Source organism: Paenibacillus sp. 37 (assembly GCF_008386395.1).
GTDB classification, from domain to species: domain Bacteria; phylum Bacillota; class Bacilli; order Paenibacillales; family Paenibacillaceae; genus Paenibacillus; species Paenibacillus amylolyticus_B.
In genome coordinates, this window is the sequence record NZ_CP043761.1 from 1814982 (window position 1) to 1835272 (window position 20291).

Consider the following 20291-nt stretch of genomic DNA (forward strand, 5'->3'; position numbering starts at 1 on the left):
TGAGGTGTCCTTTTTTTGTTATATTTCAGTTCTGATTGTGTTAGGGAGGAGCAGAAAAAAATGTATACTGTATACACCGAAAGTTGGGCTGTAAACTCTTTAACAGACTGGGTTTTGCAGCCATATTCCATGGTCAGTATTTTATGTATACTATTGCTGATCTTTGTGATAAGTTGAGACGAATAAGATCCAGTAATCATACTATGAGTGAGAGGAATAATATCATGAATTGTGCTAAAAAGCTTGTCACCACTCTATTGATTACAGTTATGTTGTTTTCATCGTTTAATGTAGTATTTGGTGCTGCTGATTCTTCGGCATCAGACATCGAGGGAAACTGGGCAGAAAGCCAAATTACGAAATGGATCGACAAAGGTTTTATTCATGGTTATGAAGACGGCAGCTTTAAACCGAACAATACTATAACAAGAGCAGAATTTTTCTCATTGGTTAATCGTTCATATGGATTTACTGATACATCATCTGTATCCTTCAAGGATGTTACTTCATCTAACTGGGCATATGCTGAGGTTTCCAAAGCTGTGAAAGCTGGATACATAAAGGGTTATAGGGACGGTACAATCGGTGCCAATAAACCCATTAGTAGACAAGAAGTTGCAGTTATTATCGATGTTCTTCTGGATCTATCGAATGAAACTAGTACTGGAAATCACTTTACGGATTCCAATATGATAGCCTTATGGGCTAAAAATTCGGTAGATGCTATAGTGGCTAAAGGGATTTTACAGGGCTATGATAATAACTTCAATCCGAATAAACCGATCACTCGTGCTGAAGCAGTCGTTGCGCTGGATCGTTCAGTGAATGCAAGAGCAACGGATTACAGCTTAGCTGGAACATATGGCCCTGAGTCGGGAACGCAGACCATTGATGGGGATGTGCTCATTAGCGCGGCTGGGGTTACATTGAAGAATATGATCATCAAAGGGAACCTATTATTTAGTGAAGGTATCCAAGAAGGAGATGTGCACCTTACGAATGTTACGATTAAAGGTGTGACACGGGTAGAGGGTGGGGGCGTTAGTACCATCTATTTCAAAAATACCGTAACATCTACCCTTATTGTTGATAAGAAAAAAGGACCCGTTCTCATTATTGTAGAAGGTTCAACGACATTAGGAGAAGTAACCATTCAATCCCCTGCTACGCTACAAGAAACGGATACTACGGGGAATGGCTTCGGCAAGATTACGTTATCCGAGCGGTTACCTGCTGGTTCAAAAGTAGGTTTGAAAGGAACATTTGATTCCTTAACCGTTAAAGGCAGCGGGGGTCAGGTGGATATTTCTGAAGGCCGTATTAAGGATGTTATCGTAGCAGTTACAGCAACGGGGACGACACTTAACTTAGGCACGGATGCAACGATTGTAAACCTCTTCTTAGATGCAGTCGCTAAGATTTCAGGCACGGGTACTATTGAAAAGGTGACGCTGAGTTCCGTTGCTAAAGGTGGTACGACTTTTGAAACTACAATTCGACTGTTGGGTAAAGTCACACATACAGTGACCCCAGCTACTCCAACTGCTCCTTCGACTTCACCATCCACTGGTGGAACGGATACAATTGCTCCTACATTGTCCAATGTAACTAGTGGTCATATTGCAGCTGGGGATCCTGTGGTGGGTAGAAGCAATGAAAGTGGATATGTGTATCTGGTTCCTTCCACAACACCGAAAACACTTACAGATCTAAATCAATCCGTTGCAGGATTGTCAGGCAAGAAGCAATCTGTGACAGCAAACGTAGCTACGACAATTAGTACAACAGGCTTAGCCTCAGGTAGGTATGTCGTATATGCCGTTGATCTCGCGAACAATATATCGATGGCTTCTGCAGAGATCGTTATTGGTACAAATCAGTTAACCGTTTCGACTCCAGTACTCTCAACCGAGAAAATGTACGATGGAACGTCTTCGGCTACAGTGATAGCAGATTCACTAACCGGAGTTGCTGCTGGAGACCGTGTAACTGTAAGTGCAGCAGCCACCTACAATGATGCAACAATAGGTACCGGTAAAACAATCACTGTAGTTTATACTTTAGGCGGAGCAGATGCAGCCAAATATATTGCTCCTGCAAACTATACAATCCAGACAGGGGCCATTACAGCCGCACAATTGACAATCGGCGAGCCGATGTTGACTGTTATTGAGAAGGCAGATGGAGATTCATCGATAGACGTATCTGCAGGTTCCTTAGTTGGGGTAGTTCCAGGTGAGGATGTGACTGTGAGTGCAGAGGCGGTATATGATACATTATCAACTCAGGAAGCTAGACCATTAACTGTGGTTTATACAATAGCTGGTGTGGATAGTGGCAAATATATTGCTCCAGTTAATAATACGAACCACACTGTATACGTACAATTTAGTGTGGATACGGGAACGATTATAGATCTGATCACCACTTCCAAAGTGTATGATGGAACCTTAGCAACAACTGCACTAGCGGGTTCTAGAGAAGGGGCTTGTCCAGGTAGTGGAATTTGTCCAGGGGATGACGTAACGGTAAGTGCTTCAGGAGTCTATGATAATGAAAATGTAGGAACAAATAAGAAGATAACCGTATCGTATATTTTATCGGGTAATGATGCACGAAACTATTTACCGCCATCCCGTATCGATGTGAATACAGGTGTGATCACTGCAAAGCAATTGATGATCACGTCTCCGACATTAATACTCTCCAAAGTGTATGACGGAACTCTTGCAGCAAATGTAACGGCAGGTGCATTAACTAACGTGATCTCTGGGGATGACGTACAAGTAAATGCTGTAGCGACATACAATAATGCAGCAGTTGGTACCAGTAAAGTAATAACAATTAAGTATACTCTTACAGGGCTTGATGCAGGAAATTATATTGCCCCAGCAACTCAAGTTGTGGGTACGGGGGAGATTACTACTACACCTTAATGTTTATGTATGAAGACCATTTTCATTAGTGACTTTTCTAATGAAAGTGTAGAAGCAAATAGAGTCTCCACTGTCGAATAAGACTGTGGAGACTTTTTGATTTTTTTCGATTCAAAACAACTTCGCATTTACCAATACATGGGTTATGATGAATTAAGAGGAGTCTATGGGAGCGACGTGTAAGGGGGAGATATGTAGGTATGCCGAAGCATCATTTTGTGATTGAAAACAAATCGCTAGTAAGCGGGAATATCCATAATTCTTACTCATGGGATTCTCATGGCATGATACATAAAAGTGGGTTAACAAGAGAGGATCATGCGACCTTGGAAGACGAATTCATTGCATACATCTATGATTTCCTTCGCTGGTTGGACACATGGAATCCATCTACCTGTATGAGATCTAGTGGACTGAACAACTATGGAATAACCGTTATTGAAGAGCAGGATGCTTTGTTGAAGTTTCATCAACTGATTCAGGTCTGGATTGATCTATTCGGCCATGCGACAGATCCGATTGTTCTAACAGGGAGTTACTGTTTTGATGAAGAAGAACAGAGGAGCTACTACGAGAAACTCGTGTACAACAAAGTTGAATTAATCAACGAATTACATAAGCTTGCGAACATGGCAAAGCGTGCTGAGATAAATGGGAAATGCATTGTGCATTTTGGGATATGAAGAATTAATCGTAGAGTTCCCTGATTGAAATTGTGAGCTGTTGAAGAAACCCAACAGAGAGGGGCAAGAGTAATGACTAGTCGTATTGTCGTTACGGGTGGAGCTATTATTCGAGATCATATGGGGAGAGTTCTGCTGCAAAAGAGATCAGATTATGGAGATTGGGGATTACCCGGTGGGGGTATGGAGCCAGGTGAACGAATCGAAGAAACTATGATTAGAGAAGTGAAAGAGGAAACAGGGCTTGAAGTGAGCTCTTATGAATTGTCCTCCATCTATACGGGCGAGAGGATGCACTATACGTATCCGGATGGAAATGAAGTAGTTTTTGTAATGTTTTTATTTGACGTTATTGCGGAGTTGGAGGGGAAACTCTGTGATGATCAAGTAACTCTTTTATTTGAAGATGAACAAAAGGAATCATTACAGCTTGTTTTCAGATATCTTGATGAGATTGATATTTCCACAATAAACAATGTTCAGAAGCCTATATTTGTAGATTTGAAGCAAGGAGAGTCTAAACTATTACGCGAGTGATAGCGTTAATACAGTAGTTTACATGATATCGAAAGGAGTTTTTATATTGCCTTGGCCTATGGTTCATTTTGCAATTGCTTCGGAAGTGATGTCCAAGCCATCTCCTGAATTGTTATTGGGAAGCCTCGCTCCAGATTCCATCCATGTAAGAACCAATCTTCGTACCGAAAAGGCAAAAACTCACCTCATGCCAGAGGCAGGAAGGTTCGCAACAGACGAAGAACTTGGAGCCTTTTTTGAGTCAAACAAACAGTTAGTTTATAGTGATCCCAAATTTCTGCAATATCTGTGCGGTTACATCGCCCACATCTATACGGATCGCGTGTGGACATTCGATATCTACCCTGCGTATGAAGTTCACCCCAATGGAAGAAGTGTGTATACACAGGATGTTAAGAAGCTGGAGTTTATGATTTTACAGAATTGGAACGGGGCCCATGAATGGTTAAGTGAGCTGAACGTGGGGAAAGCATTTGGTTTAGGTGGATTGCTGGAGTCTGAGGTGTACCAGTATAGAGGAAAGAAACTTGAGTTTTTAACTAACCCTGATAACGAACCTTTGGGTGACTTCAATATTATATCCATGGAAGCTATGGAAGAGTTCATACATACAACAGGATTAGCGCTAAAACAATTGTATACGAATTGGAATGTGTATGAAGTCTTAGGTGAAAGGGTAGTAGATCATGCAAAAAACAATAATAGAACTATCTGATCTGATGAAAAAATATCCCAAGTGTGCGGCATTTATATTGTCTATCGTTGTGTTAAATTTGGTTTATGGCTTTGGTAAGGATATCGGGGCATGGATTCACTATCTGACACATTAACTGTAATAAGGGGTAAGGTCTTCAGTTAATTCTGCAGCATAGAATCACATCAAGGAGGACGGCTATGGACATTGTTATGACCCTTGAGCCGCACGGGTGGCTGGATATCCTGGTTCAACCTGATCAAGGAGAACAGATTGAGATTCCAGTATCTTTTTTGTCGGATGCGGTTGAGGATATAGCACGTCAATTCGTTGCATTGCATAAGGGAGCCACGGAGGTAACCATTACCATGCAGACCGAACCTGGAGAGTATCGATTCTGGATCAAGAAACGATCACAGACGATGGTTCAATTCATGGTGTATGAGATGAGTGATAATTTTAGCACGGAAGCCGTCACAGAGGGCCGTTTACTCATGTCCGAGGAGTTAACCTTGGTCAAGTTGACCAAGCTGTTCTACAGAGAACTAAGCAAAATGAAGGAAATAGGACCGGAGGAATATCACAAACGGTGGAGTTTTGATTTCCCTCTGAATGCCTATGAGCGGATAGAAAGGATCGTCCAGATCCGATGAAATCGAATGTTTTTGACGAGAAGGAGAAGTGACATGCCGAACATACATAAAGGAAGATATTCAGCTCAGATTGAGGGAGAGTTTGTTGTTTTTATCATCGGAATGAGGATTAATCGTCTGTGGGCTATACATAAATGGCTGCCTGTTCTACAGTCCATGGGCCCGATGATTAAAGAGCTGTATATGAATCCGGAGACCGGATTTCTGAGTACAGAGTATTTTATTAGCTGGCGCGGGGTGACGTTACTACAATACTGGCGCTCTTACGATGAATTGGAGAAATACGCACGGGGCGGATTACACTTGGAAGCTTGGAAAAAATTCAACCGCTCCATTGGTACTGACGGAACAGTAGGAATTTATCATGAAACATACAAGGCTCAGTCGGGTTCCTTCGAGACCATATATGTCAATATGCCCGAATTCGGATTAGCTAAAGCGTCTGACCATGTGCCTTCGACAGGCAAGATGGAGACATCCAGACGCAGAATGGGCGGAGAGAATGACCCGGCGGTGGATACACCAGAGAATCCTTAAATTAGTGAATAGAGAGGAGCATGTTATGAAGGCTAGACTTCGACCAGAAGATATATATTCCAAGCAATTAAGCTGGTTATGTATTGAACCGATGCTTGTTTCCGTACGGGGCAGAGATATGGCCGCCAAAACAGAGATATACCGACAGTTACATGAGGGGCAACAAGCTTTATTTTTGTTCTATTCTTATCACAATCACACGAAGAGTCTGGCAGAATTTTATTGGTTTTCGGCATATAATATCATTGAGATCAAAAGTTGGAATGGAATAAAAAATGGGATGCGCTTTTTTCATTTAGATGAGATGGTGAATGTACTGGATCAGATCGAATGCCTGATTACGGACCACAATAGAGTGGATGAAGCGTGGCGTGAGGTGCTTCCAACAGATCTGGAGAAGGACCCGATCTTGCTTCAGAGAACAGAGGCATTATATGCTACTTATCAGACTGTGGCAGAAGAAGCTATTACACACATGAACGAAATGATCCTACAAAATCAGGAGATGTATCTGGAGATAAAGCAGGGTTAAGGTAGGTACCTTGAAAATTAAAATGAACAGCTCATGCCTTGAATGTGTTGGATGAATACATAGAAGAACTGCTCCCATGGAGTGGTTCTTTTTCGTATCTATGCAATGATGATGCAACAAACTTGCGAAATCCTGCAACAAAACGCAATACAGTGGGATTGTCGTAACTATGCTTGTAATATGAGTTGTGAGAGGAGGGCAACACGTGAAAATCATTTTTGAAGAGGATCCAGCAATAGAGCAAAAAGTAGCCAAGGTAACTACTCATCCGGTGGAGAAGTCGAAGTGGGACCGTATTCAGCAGGCGATCTGCGAATCAGAAACTCAATTAACGGTCATCCATGCCAAGAATAATCGCAATATGCAGATCCAATTGAGCTCGGTGGTTGCCTTTGAATCAGAGGATCGGATGTGCTGTGTCCGGGTGATCTCAGGTGAGAGATATTTGCTTAATAAACGTCTGAAATTTGTAGAAGAGGATCTGGATGACGTTCATTTTGTGAAAATTAATAATCAAACGATCATCAATACACGGTACATCACCGCATTCTCTGCAACAGACCATGCCCGAATTAAGGTAGACCTGAGCGATCGCTCCAGTTACTTTGTCAGCCGATTTTATATTAAAAACTTTAGGGGGAAATTATCATGATTACTCAACTTAGACATTCTTTTTTTCAAGTATTCACCATAATGACGCTATGGGTCACGCTCTTGGCAACCATATTCTTTGGTGAACTGCCCATTCAGATGTCCTATTTATGGAACATAGCGGGTATTGCTTTCATTGCTGCTATAGTGTTTGGAATGATGTATAACCTACTATGGAACCATTTTACGTTAAAACCGGTATGGAATATCGTCATCTCGTCCACATTCAATATTGCAGGAGGTATGGCGATGGTATGGTTATTCTCGGTAGACATGTTCCAGTTCATCGCTCCCTGGTTCCCCGGCATGTGGTTATTATCTATCGTGCTGCACATCATCGCTTTTTATTTTTATGCTAGAATGGATAGCAAGAAAAAAGCGGAAGAGTTAAACAACATTCTCAAGTAGGTAAGGGGAACAAATATGAACGAGGAAGAAATGTTGCAGTTGTACGGGGTGGAACCTGATGAGGTACACCGGGAGGCCATCCGGCAGCTGCTTCAGCAAGAGATTGAGAACCGAAAGTCAGAGAATAACGAGGTTCTGAGACTGTTGTGCATCATGTTATTCTGTATTGGAAATGTAGAGGACACCACGCTGATCTGGCAAGCCAAACAGAAGAATCAGGATACGAGCAGTTATATTGATGTGCAGTTATTATGTGGTGCAGGGTATGAAGAGACATTGTTTTACCTGGAAAAGATGGACGGGGAACAGGCGCAAGAGGAGTTGCTGTACCTTAGACATTGCGAGCCGTATGATTTTGTTGATTTCTCCAAAGCGGAATGGGTCTCGAACTATAAACGATATTATGGTGTTTGAGAATAACGAGCTAACGGACATTTGGAAGGAGGGGGAGTATGCCAAGCTTGCATGACAACATCATATTAAGCTACGAAGTGGATTTAGAGAACGAAAGAATCAGGATGCGTACTCGTTCAAATCATGATGTGCCGAAAAATATGGATGTTTTATTCTCTGGTGTTATGGCCCATGCGTTTGATACACCGCTGCATGGCAGCATTATTTTGGATCTGGATGAGTGGGATCTAGAACATTTTATCCCATATAATCGTGAGTTATTGGAATCGGGGAAAGGTCAAGGCTGGCCTGTCAGTTATGATTCCTATGACGAATTGCAAATCCGGCTGATCGAGGAGAAATACAAGTACATGGTGATCTCATCTTCGTATGGACTGAGTGGTTGGGTTTTGGCGAAGAACGTACAGATTTCAGTCCAAGAAACGGGTGAACAGGATGAAACATGAGCACACGCAGCATGGTAGCAAGAAGGGCGTAGGACTAAGAACGGGCATGGTTGTGTTGGTTGTTCTGTTCATTATCCTGGTCATGACCAATCCAAACGAAGAGAAATTTGTTGCATGGCTCGCAAGTGAACATGATATCCATTCTTCGTATAATGTGAATGAAGGCAGGATGTTTACGCAGACGATCGACGGTGCGGAAAAGACGTTTCAATATAAAGCTGGACATATACAGCATAGGGGGATCTTTTCAACATATAGTTATCTTTTCTTGGATCATGAAGGAAAAGAGATCCAGATTGAAGCGGTCGGCATAATGAATATGCTATTTAATAAATAGGTAGATTGATTGTGGACAGTTACAAGTTACAAAAGTTAAAAGAAAGTTCTGCTGATAACCACGCGCTTTGCATGATGTAACTCGTGCAGAGAAGTGTGGTTTTTTGCGCGAAATACGATAGAAACAGAGATGGTTAACTTCGTTTATTCGCAAATTCCACATTATGGGTTATGATGTACCTTGAGAGAAAATTTTACATACATAGGAAGTCTCTTTTTTAAATAAAAGGCATTTAAGATCTTTACCAGGGGAGTGTTATCCATGATTAAATGGAGGGTTGATGATGAAAAAGTTAACTGTAGTTTCATTATTATTTCTACTTCTAATGGCCTGTCAGAACCAGGAAAACACTGAAGATGGACAACAATCATTAGATTCCTCGGCTCAAAGTGTCACAGAAAAAGAGGTACAACAGAATGAAGAAATATCGACACTTCAAGAGAAGGAAGACATCCCACCAGAGTATCTCGATGAAACAAACTATACCGGGGACCAATTGGAAATCGTCAAACTTATGAATGCCCGTATGCGTTATTTATACGAAGAGGATGAAAAGCGATATATGAATCTTTTTGATCCACAGTCTCCTATATCGGGCATGGGAAGATACAAAATTCGAAAGATTACTTCCATAAGCGATATTCTCATTCAAGAGCAAAAGAAACTCTTCCAGGTAGCTGTAACGATTACTGAACTAAGAGAGAACGATAAGGAATATATCAATACGATGGTGTTTTGGAAAAAGAAAGAAGATGGCGATTCTGCGCAATGGGTTATTGCAGATATTGATTAATAAAATAGCGGATAGATACATGGAAAATCCATGTCATCGCACAAAATAAAGGATGATGTAATAATGGCTAGACGCTTAGTACTTATTGAAGGATTACCGGGTTCAGGCAAGTCAACAATTGCCCAAATGGTATCCGAAATTTTATAGAACAAGGCAAGGAGGTACAACTATTTCAAGAAGGGAACCTGGATCACCCTGCTGATTACGAAGGTGTTGCTTTTTATGATGCTGGAGACTTCGAGTCCTTATTGAAAACGCATGAAGAATACACAGAGATTCTGAAAAGCCATGCAATTGCTCATGATCAAGGATACCTGATTCCTTATCGTAAGATGAGAGAACAATGGGGAATAGAGCTTCCCGATCACATTGTACAGGATATTTTCAACCGAGATATTTACGAAATTCCTTTTGAGCAAAATGTGAAGCTGATCACCGAGAAGTGGCATGATTTCACCCAAAACGTGTTAAGCACGAATGATGACTACATCACGATATTTGAGTGTTGTTTTATCCAGAATCCACTAACCATGGGTCTTGTAAAATGCAATCAATCCAAAGAGCAGAATGTGCAGTATGTATTGGAACTAGGTCGTATCATTCATGCTTTGAATCCGCTTCTCATTTATATCGACCAGAAGGATATATCCTATACCTTTGATAAGGCGGTTAGTGAAAGACCCAAAGAATGGTCAGAGGGATTCATTCATTATTATACGAACCAGGGTTTGGGGCAGGCACAGGGTTATCAGGGTGTTAAGGGTACGGTACAGGTTTTGCAGGAAAGAAAGAAGCTGGAGTCTGAAATCTATGAGTTACTTCAAATGGATAAGGTATGGCTGGATAATTCGGATTATGACCGCGAGGCTTGTAGGCACAAGTTAGAAAAGATTTTGCAGTAACCTTAATGAAATACGAATACATACCGGAGGTTAGTTTTATGACATTTTATGGAGTAGCCTTAATTGCAACAACCGCAATCTTAATTATTATAGGTGTTCGAAGTAAACGGAAAGTAATTCTTAGATGGGGCATTGCCAGTTTTGTTCTATTGCTCGTACTTATTATTCCTTCGTTCATTAACGGGTTTATGGACGGATTTGCTGATGGATGGTCAGCGAGATGACCACTGCAGATAACAATAATGTATCGTATGACCAAAATAACAACAAATTCAACTTCCGTGTGGCAGGTATTGTGATGGATGCGGGAAGAGTTCTTTTGCATACGACTGAACAGGATGCTTTCTGGAATCTGCCCGGAGGTCGGGTGAAATTAAACGAGACAACAGAAGCGGCTATTGTGCGAGAGATGATGGAGGAACTGGGTGTTCATGTAAGAGCGCAAAGGCTCGCATATGTTAGTGAAGATTTCTTTGAATATGATGGCCTGAAGTATCATGAAGTTGGCTTTTATTATCTCATCACATTGCCGGAAGCCCATAAGCTATATAGTGAAACTGAATTCAAAGGTTTAGAAGATAACGGTAAGTTAATTTTCCAATGGTTTTCCTTGGACGAACTAGAGCAGATGGAAGTATATCCTGTGTTTTTGAAAAAGGAACTGAGTAACCTTCTTGATGCAAAAGGCATCAAACACTTCATTCAGAAATAGAGGAATAGGTGCCTATGGACATTACATTTATTCGTCATGGTCATGGTGAACACTTGATGGACTACCCTAACCAATTAGATTGTCTGCATCCTGGCCTCACTGAATTGGGAAAAATTCAGGTCATAGCGTTGCGTAAACAAGTCGTTTTTGCGCCTGAAGACGTCATTTTGGTTAGTCCAACGAAACGTACTATTGAAACAGCACAACTCCTAACCACTAACAAAAATCTTGTGTTCTTCAGCCCACTGGTTGGCCCAAGAATGTTTCCTCAGAATCCAGAGTTTGTTCCTTTCGTCTGTGATCAGATCTATTCCAAGGAAGAGCTCAGCCATCAGTATAGTGACAAAAGATTCGTTGAGCTGGGGATGGATTGTTGGGAAGAATGTATTAATCAGATGGATGCAGATCGGTTCCAGATATTAGCTGAAAAGCTTCTTGAGTGGTGCAGGCAACAGAGCGGCAATACGTTTATCATTTCACATGATGGTACGATATCGAACTACAGGATGTTACTCGGAGAACAAGGGATAACCAAAAGTGATTTTCTTGGTGAAGCAGGGCAGTACACAAATCGAAACGTTTAACGATTAATCTGTTTTTTGGCAGGGAGGGATTACATGAAATCTGTTCCGTTCTCTATACTTATAGCCAGTTTCATTTTGGGTATCTCGTTTATTATTGGCTGCATATTGTTAACGACTCAGGAGAGAAATAGTGAACTGACTCAGGCAGCTGAGCAAGAAGTGCCGACCGAAAAAGCGTTGTTAACGATGCAAGAAACTGCCGAGTATCTGAGTATGACTGAAGAACAGGTGATGAGTATTATTAAGGCGGGACAAGGGAGCTTTACCGTATCAGGTTTCTTTGATGGGAGGATGTTTCCGTTCATTAAGGTTCAGGATCAATTTTTTGTTAGTAGAGTGGAGTTGGATTTGTGGGTTCAGGAAGCATCTGCAAGTCACAGAAGATATATTAATGGGCAGATGCAGTAGTCTATGGGAACGATGGCATACTCCAAAGGAGATGAAGCCACATGGAATTCGTGGGAGAGAAGGTAAGAATAACAACAGTCACAGAGCAGGACCTCAACTTCATAGGTCAACTTGAATGTGACAAAAGCATATGGAGCTTTGAGGAAACTGTTGAAACCGACGAGGAAAAGGTTCGTGAGGACTATCGCAGCCATTTTGCTGTCGCAGATGAGAAACCGTATGCTTATGATTTCGTTATACGGCGCATGAATGATCCAGAGGATACACCCATTGGTATCGTTCAGATGTGGAGTTATGTGGATCACCGAAAAAGCTGGGAACTTGGATTCGCTGTACTTTCGGAATACGCAGGTAGAGGATACGGGAGTGAAGCTACCCGACTTTTGCTACAATTTGCATTTCAAGAGTTACAAGCTCATAAGGTCGTTGGCATGTGCAATTCACAAAACGTTCCCTCAGCCGCATTGATGCAGCATGTGGGTATGTCACGGGAGGCCGTCTTCCAGGAAGAACTATGGTGGAACAATCAGTGGACCGACCAGTATTTTTTCTCGATTTTGGATAAAGAGTTTAAGCAAGTCTAATAGGTACGGGAGGAAATCAGATGACGACGTTGGTTCTGCTAAGTGATTTGGTATTCGAATCTAACGATAAGCTAAATCAGAGGATACTAAGCTTATTCCACAGTGAACAGCCTTCCATCGGCTATATTCCTTCATGTTCCGACCCGGAACGAAGGTATTTTGAACACACTGGACGTTACTATAATCAAATAGGAATAGATAATATTCAATATTATGATTTTGATCTGGAGTACGAGGAGAGCACATTTGGTTCCATATTCGAGTGTGATGCAATTCATCTATCCGGCGGAAATACGTTTTATTTTCTAAGTTTATTACAGAAGAGAAATGTGCTTGGTTTACTACGTTCCTATGTGAAGAGTGGCGGCATGCTGATCGGGGTCAGCGCAGGAAGTATTCTGACGACACCTACGATAGAGATAGCGGGGTATGGGGAAGATGCTGATGAAAACGAAGTAGATCTGAAAGATATGAAAGCACTGGAACTCGTTAATTTTGAGTTTGCACCGCATTGGGACGGTTCGGAAGATAAACTAAATGCATTAAGAGAATATACTCATGTTCACCGTACAGCGGTTTATGCGTGCCAAGATGGAGGCGGGGTTGTAGTTGATGGTGAAAGCGTAGAGTTATATGGAAATGTGCGTCTCGTAGATGGCAAAGAAAGTGGGTCAAGTGATGAGTAATATTAAGGTCTATCATTATGATGCTTTCTCCACAGTTCCCGGCCAAGGTAACCCGGCAGGAGTGGTTTTTGATGGGGATCATTTAAGTGAGACGGAAATGCAGCAGATCGCTTATAAGGTTGGTTTTAATGAAACAGTATTTGTGTTGAACTCTGAAGTAGCTGACGTCAGATTACGTTATTTTACACCGGGTCATGAGATTAATCTGTGTGGTCATGCGACAATGGCATCACTGTATGGTTTAAAGACGCGTGATATGTTGAGTGACAAAGAGTTAATCACGATTGAAACCAATGTAGGCATATTACCTATACGATTTGAGCACAATGCCGGCACCATTTACATGGAAATGAAACAGGATCAGCCGCAGTTTATACCGTTCCAGGGTGATATCCAGAAGCTGGTGAGCGCCATAAACCTCACTTTGGATGATGTTGACCTTTCTACGCCAATCGTTTATGGAAGTACGGGAACCTGGACGTTATTAATCCCGATTCGTGAATTGAACTCTTTTATGAAAATGAAACCGGATTCTTCCCTGTTCCCAGGAATTTTAATTGAGAATCCCAAAGCTTCCCTACATCCCTTTGGTTTCGAAACCCGTGATTCCGATGCGATGATGCATGCCAGACATTTTTCATCACCTTACTCAGGTACGACGGAAGATCCAGTGACTGGAACAGCCTCCGGGGTGATGGGGGCTTATTATTTAACCTATGTGAAACCGGAGATTGATGAGGTACAGTTTGTGGTAGAGCAAGGGCCATGAGATTGGAAGAGATGGAAAGGTTCAAGTGAGTGTGATTCGGGATGGTGAGGATATGGATGTCAGAATAAAGGGGACAGCTGTATTTGTGCGTGAACTGAATGTTGAATTGGACACCTGATCCTATACGAAAGTAAAAAGCGCGAAGGGAGATTAACATTTTGCAAATTTTTGATATTCGGCAGAAGCCGGACGTGCTGCAAGAAGCAGTGCAGTATTTCTGGAAACAATGGGGTTCGGAATCAAGCTTCCAGTTCTATCGGGATTGTATAGAGCGTTCTGTGGAGACAGATAGTGATGTACCAAGGTTTTATGTGATGCTGGACGGAGACCGAATTATCGGTGGGTATGCTTTGTTACGAAGTGATCTGAATAGCAGGCAGGATCTCTTTCCCTGGTTTGCGTGTCTTCATGTTGATCCAGAATATCGGGGCCGAAACCTGGGTGGACAACTCCAGAACCATGCATTGAATGAGGTGAAAACAAAAGGGTATGACAAGCTGTATTTATGTACTGATCTGACCGATTATTATGAGAAAAATAACTGGGCCTATATCGGTAAAGGATACCTGCTTGATGATGAAGAGACGAGAATCTACGAATATAAGATTTGATAGAATCATTTCTCATTATTTCGAAGATACCGAGTATACCTTGGGAGTTGTTCCATTTGGTCTGACGAATACTACCAAGATTCTTGAAATACATGGACAGAGGTTTATTGTTCGTATCTATAACAGACATCTCAAAACGATCGATGGTATTGAACTTGAATGTGAAGTGGCGGCTTTCCTTGAAAGTACGCCTTCTTCGTTTCAGGTCCCACTCTTTCACAGGGCTATAGACGGACAAAACTATTTATTATTAGAAGACGGGACGCTTGCGTCTATTACTAGCTTTTTGGAAGGTACTGTACCCCAATTGTCTAGCGTAGACAAATCTAAGAAGTTTGGGCAGCTGGTGGGTGAGTTTTCGACACGAATGCAAGGGTTCCCAATAGGCAAGCAAGTTTGCAGGGGGAGTTCATTTACTAAAGTGTACGAAATTCATCCGTTAGCTAATCGTCAATCGATTAAGGTTTTTTATGAAAATCTACCTTTTATCAGAAAATGATCACAGAAATTAAGAGTTCTAATCTGCAGTTAGAGATATTACCACAACAGTTGGTTCATCATGATTTGTTGATTTATAATTTGCTCGCTGAAAATGAGAAGATCACATGCGTACTGGATTTTGATTTTATGGGTATGGATGCTGCGTTTATGGAATTCACAATTAGCTTTAACCATGTGGTTCAGGAATCCCAAGGATCAATGGAAATGATTGAGTCCTTTATTCAGGGGTATGGTCGTGAACGCAAGCATTCAGTGCTTGAGTTCGGTTATCTCCCTTTACTTACAAAAATCTATTATATAGCAGTACTTCATTTCTATATTGGTCAGCATTATGCCGGAGCAACGATTGAACACAACTTCACGTTTATGATTGAACAGTTTGAGAGGAACATGAATTGGCTGGAAAAGCATAATCTTAGCATTCAAGAGTTGCTTAATAGATACTTGATCTGATTACACGTTAGATAAATAATTCCTGAGCTGTCGTTTTAGGAGGAATGATCCTATGATCACCGAGATTAATAAACAGGAGTTTCACAAAGTAAAACATCTCACGGATTCGTGTCAGAATATTGAAGTCAAGGCGGTGTCGTCTGGCTTGAACCCGGGACGGATCTATGTCGATGATGCAGAGAATATCACAGCAGCATTAATTTGGATACATGGACAATCTGGTTTTCAGTTGATCGGAGATTCTCGAAGTGAACCCTTTCTGAATGAATTGAAAGAGTACATGCGGGAACGTATTGAACCTGAATTATTGAACTTACATATTCATGCTGTGGAAATTGGTGTGGTGGATGAAGCTTGGGAAGATGTCCTTCAACATATCTCCGGGAAAAGAGATATCTCCAGTGATATTCAGCATGTATTCAAGTTGAATCCAAATTCGATAAGTCAGCAAGTACCTCTCGACATATGTGCTTCACAGGACGAGGAAGTCAGAATTCTCAGGATAGATCAAGTACTATTAGGAGAGAAAAGATATAACAATTCTCCATTCCTGAAAGATAAAATCTCTCACTTTTGGACGACAAGAGATGATTTTTTACAACATGGATTTGGCTACGTTATAGTGCATAACGATGATATCGCGAGTGTTTGCCTTTCGGCATTTATCGCAGATCAGACACATGCGGTTGATATTGAAACGGTTGAAGTCTACAGAAGAAGGAATTATGGTGCGATGGTGGCAAAAGCTTTTGTGGAAGAATGCGGTCGTGTAGGCATACATCCGTATTGGGATTGTTCACCGGACAATGTGGGCTCCATTCGTCTTGCACAGGGTGTGGGGATGTCACTGGATTTTAACTATAGAGTTTACTGGTATGACCTCTCTATTTGATGGGAGATCAGATATGAAGGAGGATATGTTGTGAGCGACTCATTACAGGATCAGATTCAATTTCTCATTGAGATTGATAAACTCAAAACGATTGAACGAAAGACGAGAATTATGCATGGTGATAGACTTGAAAATGATGCAGAGCATTCCTGGCATCTGGCGATGATGGCCTTGGTTTTGCAGAGTCATGCCAACAAGGATGTGGATATGCTCAAAGTCATTAAGATGCTTCTCGTTCATGATCTGGTTGAGATCGATGCCGGAGATACATTCGCTTACGATACGGTGGCACACACGGATAAATATGATCGTGAACTCAAAGCAGCTCATCGGCTGTTTGGTATGTTGCCTAAGGGACAGGCTGAAGAACTACTCCAGTTATGGTTGGAATTTGAAGCAAAACAGACGCCTGAAGCGCAATTTGCCTCCTCTCTTGATCGATTGCAGCCTATTATCCACAACCATCAGAATGAGGGAGATACATGGCAGAAATATAACATTACAAGTGATCAGGTGTTAAACAGAAACCGTGAGATTGCGAACGGTTCCGAAACATTGTGGGAGTATGTGCAGCAGCTTATTCAGAAATCCGTGGATCAGGGAATCTTGACCAAATCATAAGGATACGTTTTAACGTATGCATTTCGAAGATGGAGGAGTATAATGACGCAGGACTTTTATTGTGATGAGGTGTTAAGTGGTAAAACGCAAGTCAAAGTTGTGAGGGAAACAAAGAACGTTATGGCTTATCATCACACTCGGCCATACTACAAGCATCACATTGTTGTAATTCCCAAGATACATATTCAGTCCTTCATTTCAGAAGAGGAAGAGAATAATGATGAGCTGCTTATTGAAATGATGCGGGTCATTAAAAAAGTAGCTGCTGACATGTTAGCTCAGACAGGCTCATCAAAGATTATAACTAACCTGGGCAGTTATCAGGACTCGAAGCATCAACATTGGCATATAGTCAGTGGTGAACGAACTTAGAAAAATGTATGCCGGATTATAAAACTTCCACCTTTCGCATACGGATGTGGAAGTTTTTTTGGTTTTGAATCAATAAGCACACCGAATAACCTTTACATCCACCATAAAAGTTAACTGAGGAAAAATATGCTAGAATAGGAAATGATAATTTAATAGGTTCATAGGAGGAATAACAATTATGATTACAATGTTTCTAATGTTGATTAATGTGTTGTTATATGGACTCGGTGTGTATGCGCTGATCCTGTTTATTAAGCTAGCCCGACGTGGGATTCAGGCACTGGATATCTATCTGTATGAAAAACGCGGAGAGCGTTTTTAACTTTACCATCTCATACTCGAACAGAATTATCATTTTTCTCTCAGTGTTTTATCTTTTCTATTCTAGTATGATTAACGCATCAATCCAGTAAAGAGAGGGTTAATGACATGGATGCTTTTTTAGAGCAAATTAACGAGTTAAACGAGCTTCAGAAGGACTTGGTTAGCATACATCCTTTGTTTGCAGAACATTATCCAGTGGTTGTAGCCTATGAAGCTTTATTATATATCTATGATTATTCGTCCAAGACACAGCAATATGAGTGGATAAAAACGGTGCCGGACGATTTATATATTCCAGATGAGTGCCTTGCCGCAATGCCGGTGCATCATATGAACGGACGAATGTGTGCGATCGTAACGGATGCAACGTTCAAAGATCTGGAGCAGAAAGTCTATCTATTCCATGAATATGTTCATTGCTATGTATATGAGAAATATGATGAGCGGATCGTTAACCGTCTCCAGATTAAGCATAAAATGGACCAACTGAAGCGCGTAACATGGGAACTGGATTATGAGTTTCCGTATGAAGATGAAGTCGTTGTGGAACGGATTAACTCATTGTTATCTGCTTTGAAGAGTAAAGACCTGACACAAGTACAGACAGCTAGAAAGGCGCTGTTTACTTCATTAAATGAAGAACAAGCCGAGTATTGGAGCTGGTTGGAGTGGAACGAGGGTTACGCGCGTTATATTGAGAATCTGATTCGGGCAAAATTTGGGCAGGAAAGCAATCATTTTGGAGATACTGCTCCGTTTAATCGTCTAGTATTCTATGAATGTGGATCGGAATATATTAGTCTGCTTATGAAGGAGCACCCGGAGTACCATACGGATCTGGAGCAGCTGTTTGATCGAATGCAAGTGGAGAGAATTCAGGGATAATCACGCATCTACGGTGTAAAAGCTGGAGCAGAGTGAAGTCTTACTAATCTAGCCATCTGTACGTTACCTAGTAGATTATGTCGTTTCTTTTTCTAAGTATAGTAGAATACTTCCCGATAAAAGGAGATCATCGCTATGCCGTTACCTATGGTTCATCTCAATATTGCTAATCGGATTGCAGACTCGCTGCAAATGCAGGCTGACCGAGGTTCATTCTATCTGGGGAATATCGCCCCGGATTCCATACATATGCGTGAAGGTACAACCAGAGATGATAAGGAGTACACCCATTTCAATCCAAAGGATGAAGGAGATTACACTGGACGACTCAAGGAACTCTACTCATCTTATATAAAACAACGTACCGATGAAGGATGGAAGTGGTTTGTTCGTGGGTACTTTATGCATGTGATGACAGACTATTACTGGTTCCGGAGTGTGCATCCTGAATTCGTCGAACGGGTCAACAAGGCAGACTTGCCCATAGACACGAGTAGATCCAAAGAAGAGCTGGCGCGTTTATACTATCAGGAGACGGACCAGATTGATTTCAATCTCTATCGAGGTACAAGTTGGAGCGAAGAGGTATGGCGGGTGCTCAACAGTTCACTGGGTTATAACATGACGGATCGTTTAACTGCCGATGAGATTGTACGCTGGCGGGACCACACGTTTTCTTTTCTTAATGGGGAAGAACCGGGAATTACTCCTGAGTTCATCACGGGTGAGAGAGTTCAGGTATTTGTGGAAGAGACCGTAGAGCGACTGATCGCTATGTTGTCTTCATGGGACCCGGAGTTACGTAACTTGATATGAATATAGATGGTTAGTGAAGTTGAGTCATTTCATTATATACTGTATTTATTACTTCTCTACTCATTACTAGTTTATTAATACTAAGTCAGGGAGGCACGCAGTATGGTGAGATATGTAGGAGTGTTGCTCGTATTTGTCATTGCCACGTTCATTGCAGGGTGCAGTCAACCGAATGAATCGAACGCGGAAGAGGGACTTCCTCTGTTGATCACCTTAACCTGTAATCCAGACCTCACTTTGGAACCATGCCAAGATGTTGAGTTTAATCGATCTGACGAGATACGGATCATGATGGAGGCCATACATAAGGCTGAGCGTTTGCCCGGCATTCTCGATTATGGTACACAGTACGACATGAGCATAACAAATGCGGACAGCTCGATAACACGGTATGATTTTTCATTAGGAATGGATCCCAAGATGCAAGGCCTGTTGGTGAACCAGGAGGACACATCTACTGGTTATAGCATATCCCTTGAAGATGCGAATCAACTAAGAAGACTGATTCAGCGACGTACAGATTAAGAAGGTATATGGAACGGAGAAGAAC

General features: G+C 41.6%; 30 protein-coding genes and 1 pseudogene. All 31 read left to right on the forward strand.

What is annotated here, in order from left to right; genetic code table 11:
* Positions 1–224: 224 nt before the first annotated feature.
* The 31 genes and pseudogenes from F0220_RS08185 (at position 225) to F0220_RS08330 (ending at position 20266) form a co-directional block, all read left to right on the forward strand.
* Entirely contained in the window at positions 225–2936 is a 2712-nt protein-coding gene (locus tag F0220_RS08185; RefSeq protein ID WP_181155322.1) for a YDG domain-containing protein, read from the forward strand.
* Between the two features lie 200 nt (positions 2937–3136).
* Positions 3137–3619 carry a hypothetical protein gene (locus F0220_RS08190; protein WP_105597848.1) on the forward strand — a complete coding sequence of 161 codons (483 nt, stop codon included), beginning with the start codon at positions 3137–3139 and terminating at the stop codon, positions 3617–3619.
* Positions 3620–3691: 72 nt separating this feature from the next.
* On the forward strand, positions 3692–4156 hold the full coding sequence (locus F0220_RS08195) for an NUDIX domain-containing protein (protein WP_105597849.1): 465 nt from the start codon (positions 3692–3694) through the stop codon (positions 4154–4156).
* Positions 4157–4202: 46 nt separating this feature from the next.
* The gene (locus F0220_RS08200) at positions 4203–4871 is read left to right on the forward strand and encodes a hypothetical protein (protein ID WP_105597850.1); all 669 of its coding nucleotides are present in this window, start codon (positions 4203–4205) and stop codon (positions 4869–4871) included.
* Between the two features lie 179 nt (positions 4872–5050).
* Complete coding sequence (locus F0220_RS08205) at positions 5051–5503, forward strand: hypothetical protein (protein ID WP_105597851.1); 453 nt, start codon at positions 5051–5053, stop codon at positions 5501–5503.
* 33 nt (positions 5504–5536) lie between these two features.
* Positions 5537–6040: a DUF4188 domain-containing protein gene (locus tag F0220_RS08210; protein WP_105597852.1), complete on the forward strand. Its 504-nt coding sequence runs from the start codon at positions 5537–5539 to the stop codon at positions 6038–6040.
* Positions 6041–6065: 25 nt separating this feature from the next.
* On the forward strand, positions 6066–6572 hold the full coding sequence (locus F0220_RS08215) for a hypothetical protein (RefSeq protein WP_091015022.1): 507 nt from the start codon (positions 6066–6068) through the stop codon (positions 6570–6572).
* Positions 6573–6777: 205 nt separating this feature from the next.
* On the forward strand, positions 6778–7224 hold the full coding sequence (locus tag F0220_RS08220) for a LytTR family DNA-binding domain-containing protein (RefSeq protein ID WP_105597853.1): 447 nt from the start codon (positions 6778–6780) through the stop codon (positions 7222–7224).
* Positions 7221–7631 (forward strand): hypothetical protein, encoded by a 411-nt coding sequence (locus F0220_RS08225; RefSeq protein ID WP_091015019.1) that lies wholly within the window; start codon positions 7221–7223, stop codon positions 7629–7631. The genes F0220_RS08220 and F0220_RS08225 overlap by 4 nt, the downstream gene beginning before the upstream one ends.
* Positions 7632–7646: 15 nt before the next feature.
* A complete protein-coding gene (locus F0220_RS08230) occupies positions 7647–8045 on the forward strand; it encodes a hypothetical protein (protein ID WP_105597854.1) in 399 nt (132 codons plus the stop codon).
* Between the two features lie 104 nt (positions 8046–8149).
* Complete coding sequence (locus F0220_RS08235; RefSeq protein ID WP_223199894.1) at positions 8150–8491, forward strand: hypothetical protein; 342 nt, start codon at positions 8150–8152, stop codon at positions 8489–8491.
* A complete protein-coding gene (locus F0220_RS08240; RefSeq protein WP_105597856.1) occupies positions 8481–8828 on the forward strand; it encodes a hypothetical protein in 348 nt (115 codons plus the stop codon). Before F0220_RS08235 ends, F0220_RS08240 begins: the two co-directional genes overlap by 11 nt.
* A gap of 280 nt (positions 8829–9108) precedes the next feature.
* Complete coding sequence (locus tag F0220_RS08245) at positions 9109–9621, forward strand: hypothetical protein (RefSeq protein WP_146118046.1); 513 nt, start codon at positions 9109–9111, stop codon at positions 9619–9621.
* Positions 9622–9806: 185 nt separating this feature from the next.
* Positions 9807–10523 carry a P-loop NTPase family protein gene (locus F0220_RS08250; protein WP_258170215.1) on the forward strand — a complete coding sequence of 239 codons (717 nt, stop codon included), beginning with the start codon at positions 9807–9809 and terminating at the stop codon, positions 10521–10523.
* 38 nt (positions 10524–10561) lie between these two features.
* Positions 10562–10747, forward strand: a complete 186-nt coding sequence (locus F0220_RS08255; protein WP_105597858.1) for a hypothetical protein — start codon at positions 10562–10564, stop codon at positions 10745–10747.
* Positions 10744–11235 carry an NUDIX hydrolase gene (locus tag F0220_RS08260; RefSeq protein WP_105597859.1) on the forward strand — a complete coding sequence of 164 codons (492 nt, stop codon included), beginning with the start codon at positions 10744–10746 and terminating at the stop codon, positions 11233–11235. The genes F0220_RS08255 and F0220_RS08260 overlap by 4 nt, the downstream gene beginning before the upstream one ends.
* Before the next feature lie 14 nt (positions 11236–11249).
* Positions 11250–11819, forward strand: a complete 570-nt coding sequence (locus tag F0220_RS08265; protein WP_105597860.1) for a histidine phosphatase family protein — start codon at positions 11250–11252, stop codon at positions 11817–11819.
* A 33-nt stretch (positions 11820–11852) separates the two neighbouring features.
* Positions 11853–12227, forward strand: a complete 375-nt coding sequence (locus F0220_RS08270; RefSeq protein ID WP_105597861.1) for a MerR family transcriptional regulator — start codon at positions 11853–11855, stop codon at positions 12225–12227.
* Between the two features lie 41 nt (positions 12228–12268).
* Entirely contained in the window at positions 12269–12811 is a 543-nt protein-coding gene (locus tag F0220_RS08275) for a GNAT family N-acetyltransferase (protein ID WP_105597862.1), read from the forward strand.
* A gap of 20 nt (positions 12812–12831) precedes the next feature.
* On the forward strand, positions 12832–13497 hold the full coding sequence (locus F0220_RS08280; protein WP_105597863.1) for a Type 1 glutamine amidotransferase-like domain-containing protein: 666 nt from the start codon (positions 12832–12834) through the stop codon (positions 13495–13497).
* Positions 13490–14384 (forward strand): annotated as a pseudogene (locus F0220_RS08285) (PhzF family phenazine biosynthesis protein). The gene F0220_RS08280 and the pseudogene F0220_RS08285 overlap by 8 nt, the downstream one beginning before the upstream one ends.
* A 40-nt stretch (positions 14385–14424) precedes the next feature.
* A complete protein-coding gene (locus F0220_RS08290) occupies positions 14425–14877 on the forward strand; it encodes a GNAT family N-acetyltransferase (protein WP_223199895.1) in 453 nt (150 codons plus the stop codon).
* A complete protein-coding gene (locus F0220_RS08295) occupies positions 14840–15376 on the forward strand; it encodes an aminoglycoside phosphotransferase/kinase family protein (protein ID WP_105597865.1) in 537 nt (178 codons plus the stop codon). Before F0220_RS08290 ends, F0220_RS08295 begins: the two co-directional genes overlap by 38 nt.
* Complete coding sequence (locus F0220_RS08300) at positions 15373–15831, forward strand: phosphotransferase (protein WP_105597866.1); 459 nt, start codon at positions 15373–15375, stop codon at positions 15829–15831. The genes F0220_RS08295 and F0220_RS08300 overlap by 4 nt, the downstream gene beginning before the upstream one ends.
* A 52-nt stretch (positions 15832–15883) precedes the next feature.
* On the forward strand, positions 15884–16723 hold the full coding sequence (locus F0220_RS08305; RefSeq protein WP_105597867.1) for a GNAT family N-acetyltransferase: 840 nt from the start codon (positions 15884–15886) through the stop codon (positions 16721–16723).
* Between the two features lie 30 nt (positions 16724–16753).
* Positions 16754–17344 carry an HD domain-containing protein gene (locus F0220_RS08310; RefSeq protein WP_105597868.1) on the forward strand — a complete coding sequence of 197 codons (591 nt, stop codon included), beginning with the start codon at positions 16754–16756 and terminating at the stop codon, positions 17342–17344.
* Between the two features lie 42 nt (positions 17345–17386).
* On the forward strand, positions 17387–17716 hold the full coding sequence (locus tag F0220_RS08315; protein ID WP_181155324.1) for an HIT family protein: 330 nt from the start codon (positions 17387–17389) through the stop codon (positions 17714–17716).
* Between the two features lie 178 nt (positions 17717–17894).
* Entirely contained in the window at positions 17895–18038 is a 144-nt protein-coding gene (locus F0220_RS32440; RefSeq protein ID WP_181155325.1) for a hypothetical protein, read from the forward strand.
* A 107-nt stretch (positions 18039–18145) separates the two neighbouring features.
* The gene (locus tag F0220_RS08320) at positions 18146–18925 is read left to right on the forward strand and encodes a hypothetical protein (protein ID WP_105597870.1); all 780 of its coding nucleotides are present in this window, start codon (positions 18146–18148) and stop codon (positions 18923–18925) included.
* A 135-nt stretch (positions 18926–19060) separates the two neighbouring features.
* Positions 19061–19741, forward strand: a complete 681-nt coding sequence (locus F0220_RS08325; protein ID WP_105597871.1) for a zinc dependent phospholipase C family protein — start codon at positions 19061–19063, stop codon at positions 19739–19741.
* 102 nt (positions 19742–19843) lie between these two features.
* Positions 19844–20266, forward strand: coding sequence for a YhfM domain-containing protein (locus F0220_RS08330; RefSeq protein ID WP_105597872.1), 423 nt, complete (start codon positions 19844–19846; stop codon positions 20264–20266).
* Positions 20267–20291 lie beyond the last annotated feature (25 nt).

Coding starts and splice junctions, on each gene's coding strand:
- F0220_RS08185 (WP_181155322.1), top strand. CDS start 225: ATGAATTGTGCTAAAAAGCTTGTCACCACTCTATTGATTACAGTTATG.
- F0220_RS08190 (WP_105597848.1), top strand. CDS start 3,137: ATGCCGAAGCATCATTTTGTGATTGAAAACAAATCGCTAGTAAGCGGG.
- F0220_RS08195 (WP_105597849.1), top strand. CDS start 3,692: ATGACTAGTCGTATTGTCGTTACGGGTGGAGCTATTATTCGAGATCAT.
- F0220_RS08205 (WP_105597851.1), top strand. CDS start 5,051: ATGGACATTGTTATGACCCTTGAGCCGCACGGGTGGCTGGATATCCTG.
- F0220_RS08210 (WP_105597852.1), top strand. CDS start 5,537: ATGCCGAACATACATAAAGGAAGATATTCAGCTCAGATTGAGGGAGAG.
- F0220_RS08215 (WP_091015022.1), top strand. CDS start 6,066: ATGAAGGCTAGACTTCGACCAGAAGATATATATTCCAAGCAATTAAGC.
- F0220_RS08225 (WP_091015019.1), top strand. CDS start 7,221: ATGATTACTCAACTTAGACATTCTTTTTTTCAAGTATTCACCATAATG.
- F0220_RS08230 (WP_105597854.1), top strand. CDS start 7,647: ATGAACGAGGAAGAAATGTTGCAGTTGTACGGGGTGGAACCTGATGAG.
- F0220_RS08235 (WP_223199894.1), top strand. CDS start 8,150: ATGCGTACTCGTTCAAATCATGATGTGCCGAAAAATATGGATGTTTTA.
- F0220_RS08240 (WP_105597856.1), top strand. CDS start 8,481: ATGAAACATGAGCACACGCAGCATGGTAGCAAGAAGGGCGTAGGACTA.
- F0220_RS08245 (WP_146118046.1), top strand. CDS start 9,109: ATGATGAAAAAGTTAACTGTAGTTTCATTATTATTTCTACTTCTAATG.
- F0220_RS08255 (WP_105597858.1), top strand. CDS start 10,562: ATGACATTTTATGGAGTAGCCTTAATTGCAACAACCGCAATCTTAATT.
- F0220_RS08260 (WP_105597859.1), top strand. CDS start 10,744: ATGACCACTGCAGATAACAATAATGTATCGTATGACCAAAATAACAAC.
- F0220_RS08265 (WP_105597860.1), top strand. CDS start 11,250: ATGGACATTACATTTATTCGTCATGGTCATGGTGAACACTTGATGGAC.
- F0220_RS08270 (WP_105597861.1), top strand. CDS start 11,853: ATGAAATCTGTTCCGTTCTCTATACTTATAGCCAGTTTCATTTTGGGT.
- F0220_RS08275 (WP_105597862.1), top strand. CDS start 12,269: ATGGAATTCGTGGGAGAGAAGGTAAGAATAACAACAGTCACAGAGCAG.
- F0220_RS08280 (WP_105597863.1), top strand. CDS start 12,832: ATGACGACGTTGGTTCTGCTAAGTGATTTGGTATTCGAATCTAACGAT.
- F0220_RS08295 (WP_105597865.1), top strand. CDS start 14,840: ATGATGAAGAGACGAGAATCTACGAATATAAGATTTGATAGAATCATT.
- F0220_RS08300 (WP_105597866.1), top strand. CDS start 15,373: ATGATCACAGAAATTAAGAGTTCTAATCTGCAGTTAGAGATATTACCA.
- F0220_RS08305 (WP_105597867.1), top strand. CDS start 15,884: ATGATCACCGAGATTAATAAACAGGAGTTTCACAAAGTAAAACATCTC.
- F0220_RS08315 (WP_181155324.1), top strand. CDS start 17,387: ATGACGCAGGACTTTTATTGTGATGAGGTGTTAAGTGGTAAAACGCAA.
- F0220_RS32440 (WP_181155325.1), top strand. CDS start 17,895: ATGATTACAATGTTTCTAATGTTGATTAATGTGTTGTTATATGGACTC.
- F0220_RS08320 (WP_105597870.1), top strand. CDS start 18,146: ATGGATGCTTTTTTAGAGCAAATTAACGAGTTAAACGAGCTTCAGAAG.
- F0220_RS08325 (WP_105597871.1), top strand. CDS start 19,061: ATGCCGTTACCTATGGTTCATCTCAATATTGCTAATCGGATTGCAGAC.
- F0220_RS08330 (WP_105597872.1), top strand. CDS start 19,844: ATGGTGAGATATGTAGGAGTGTTGCTCGTATTTGTCATTGCCACGTTC.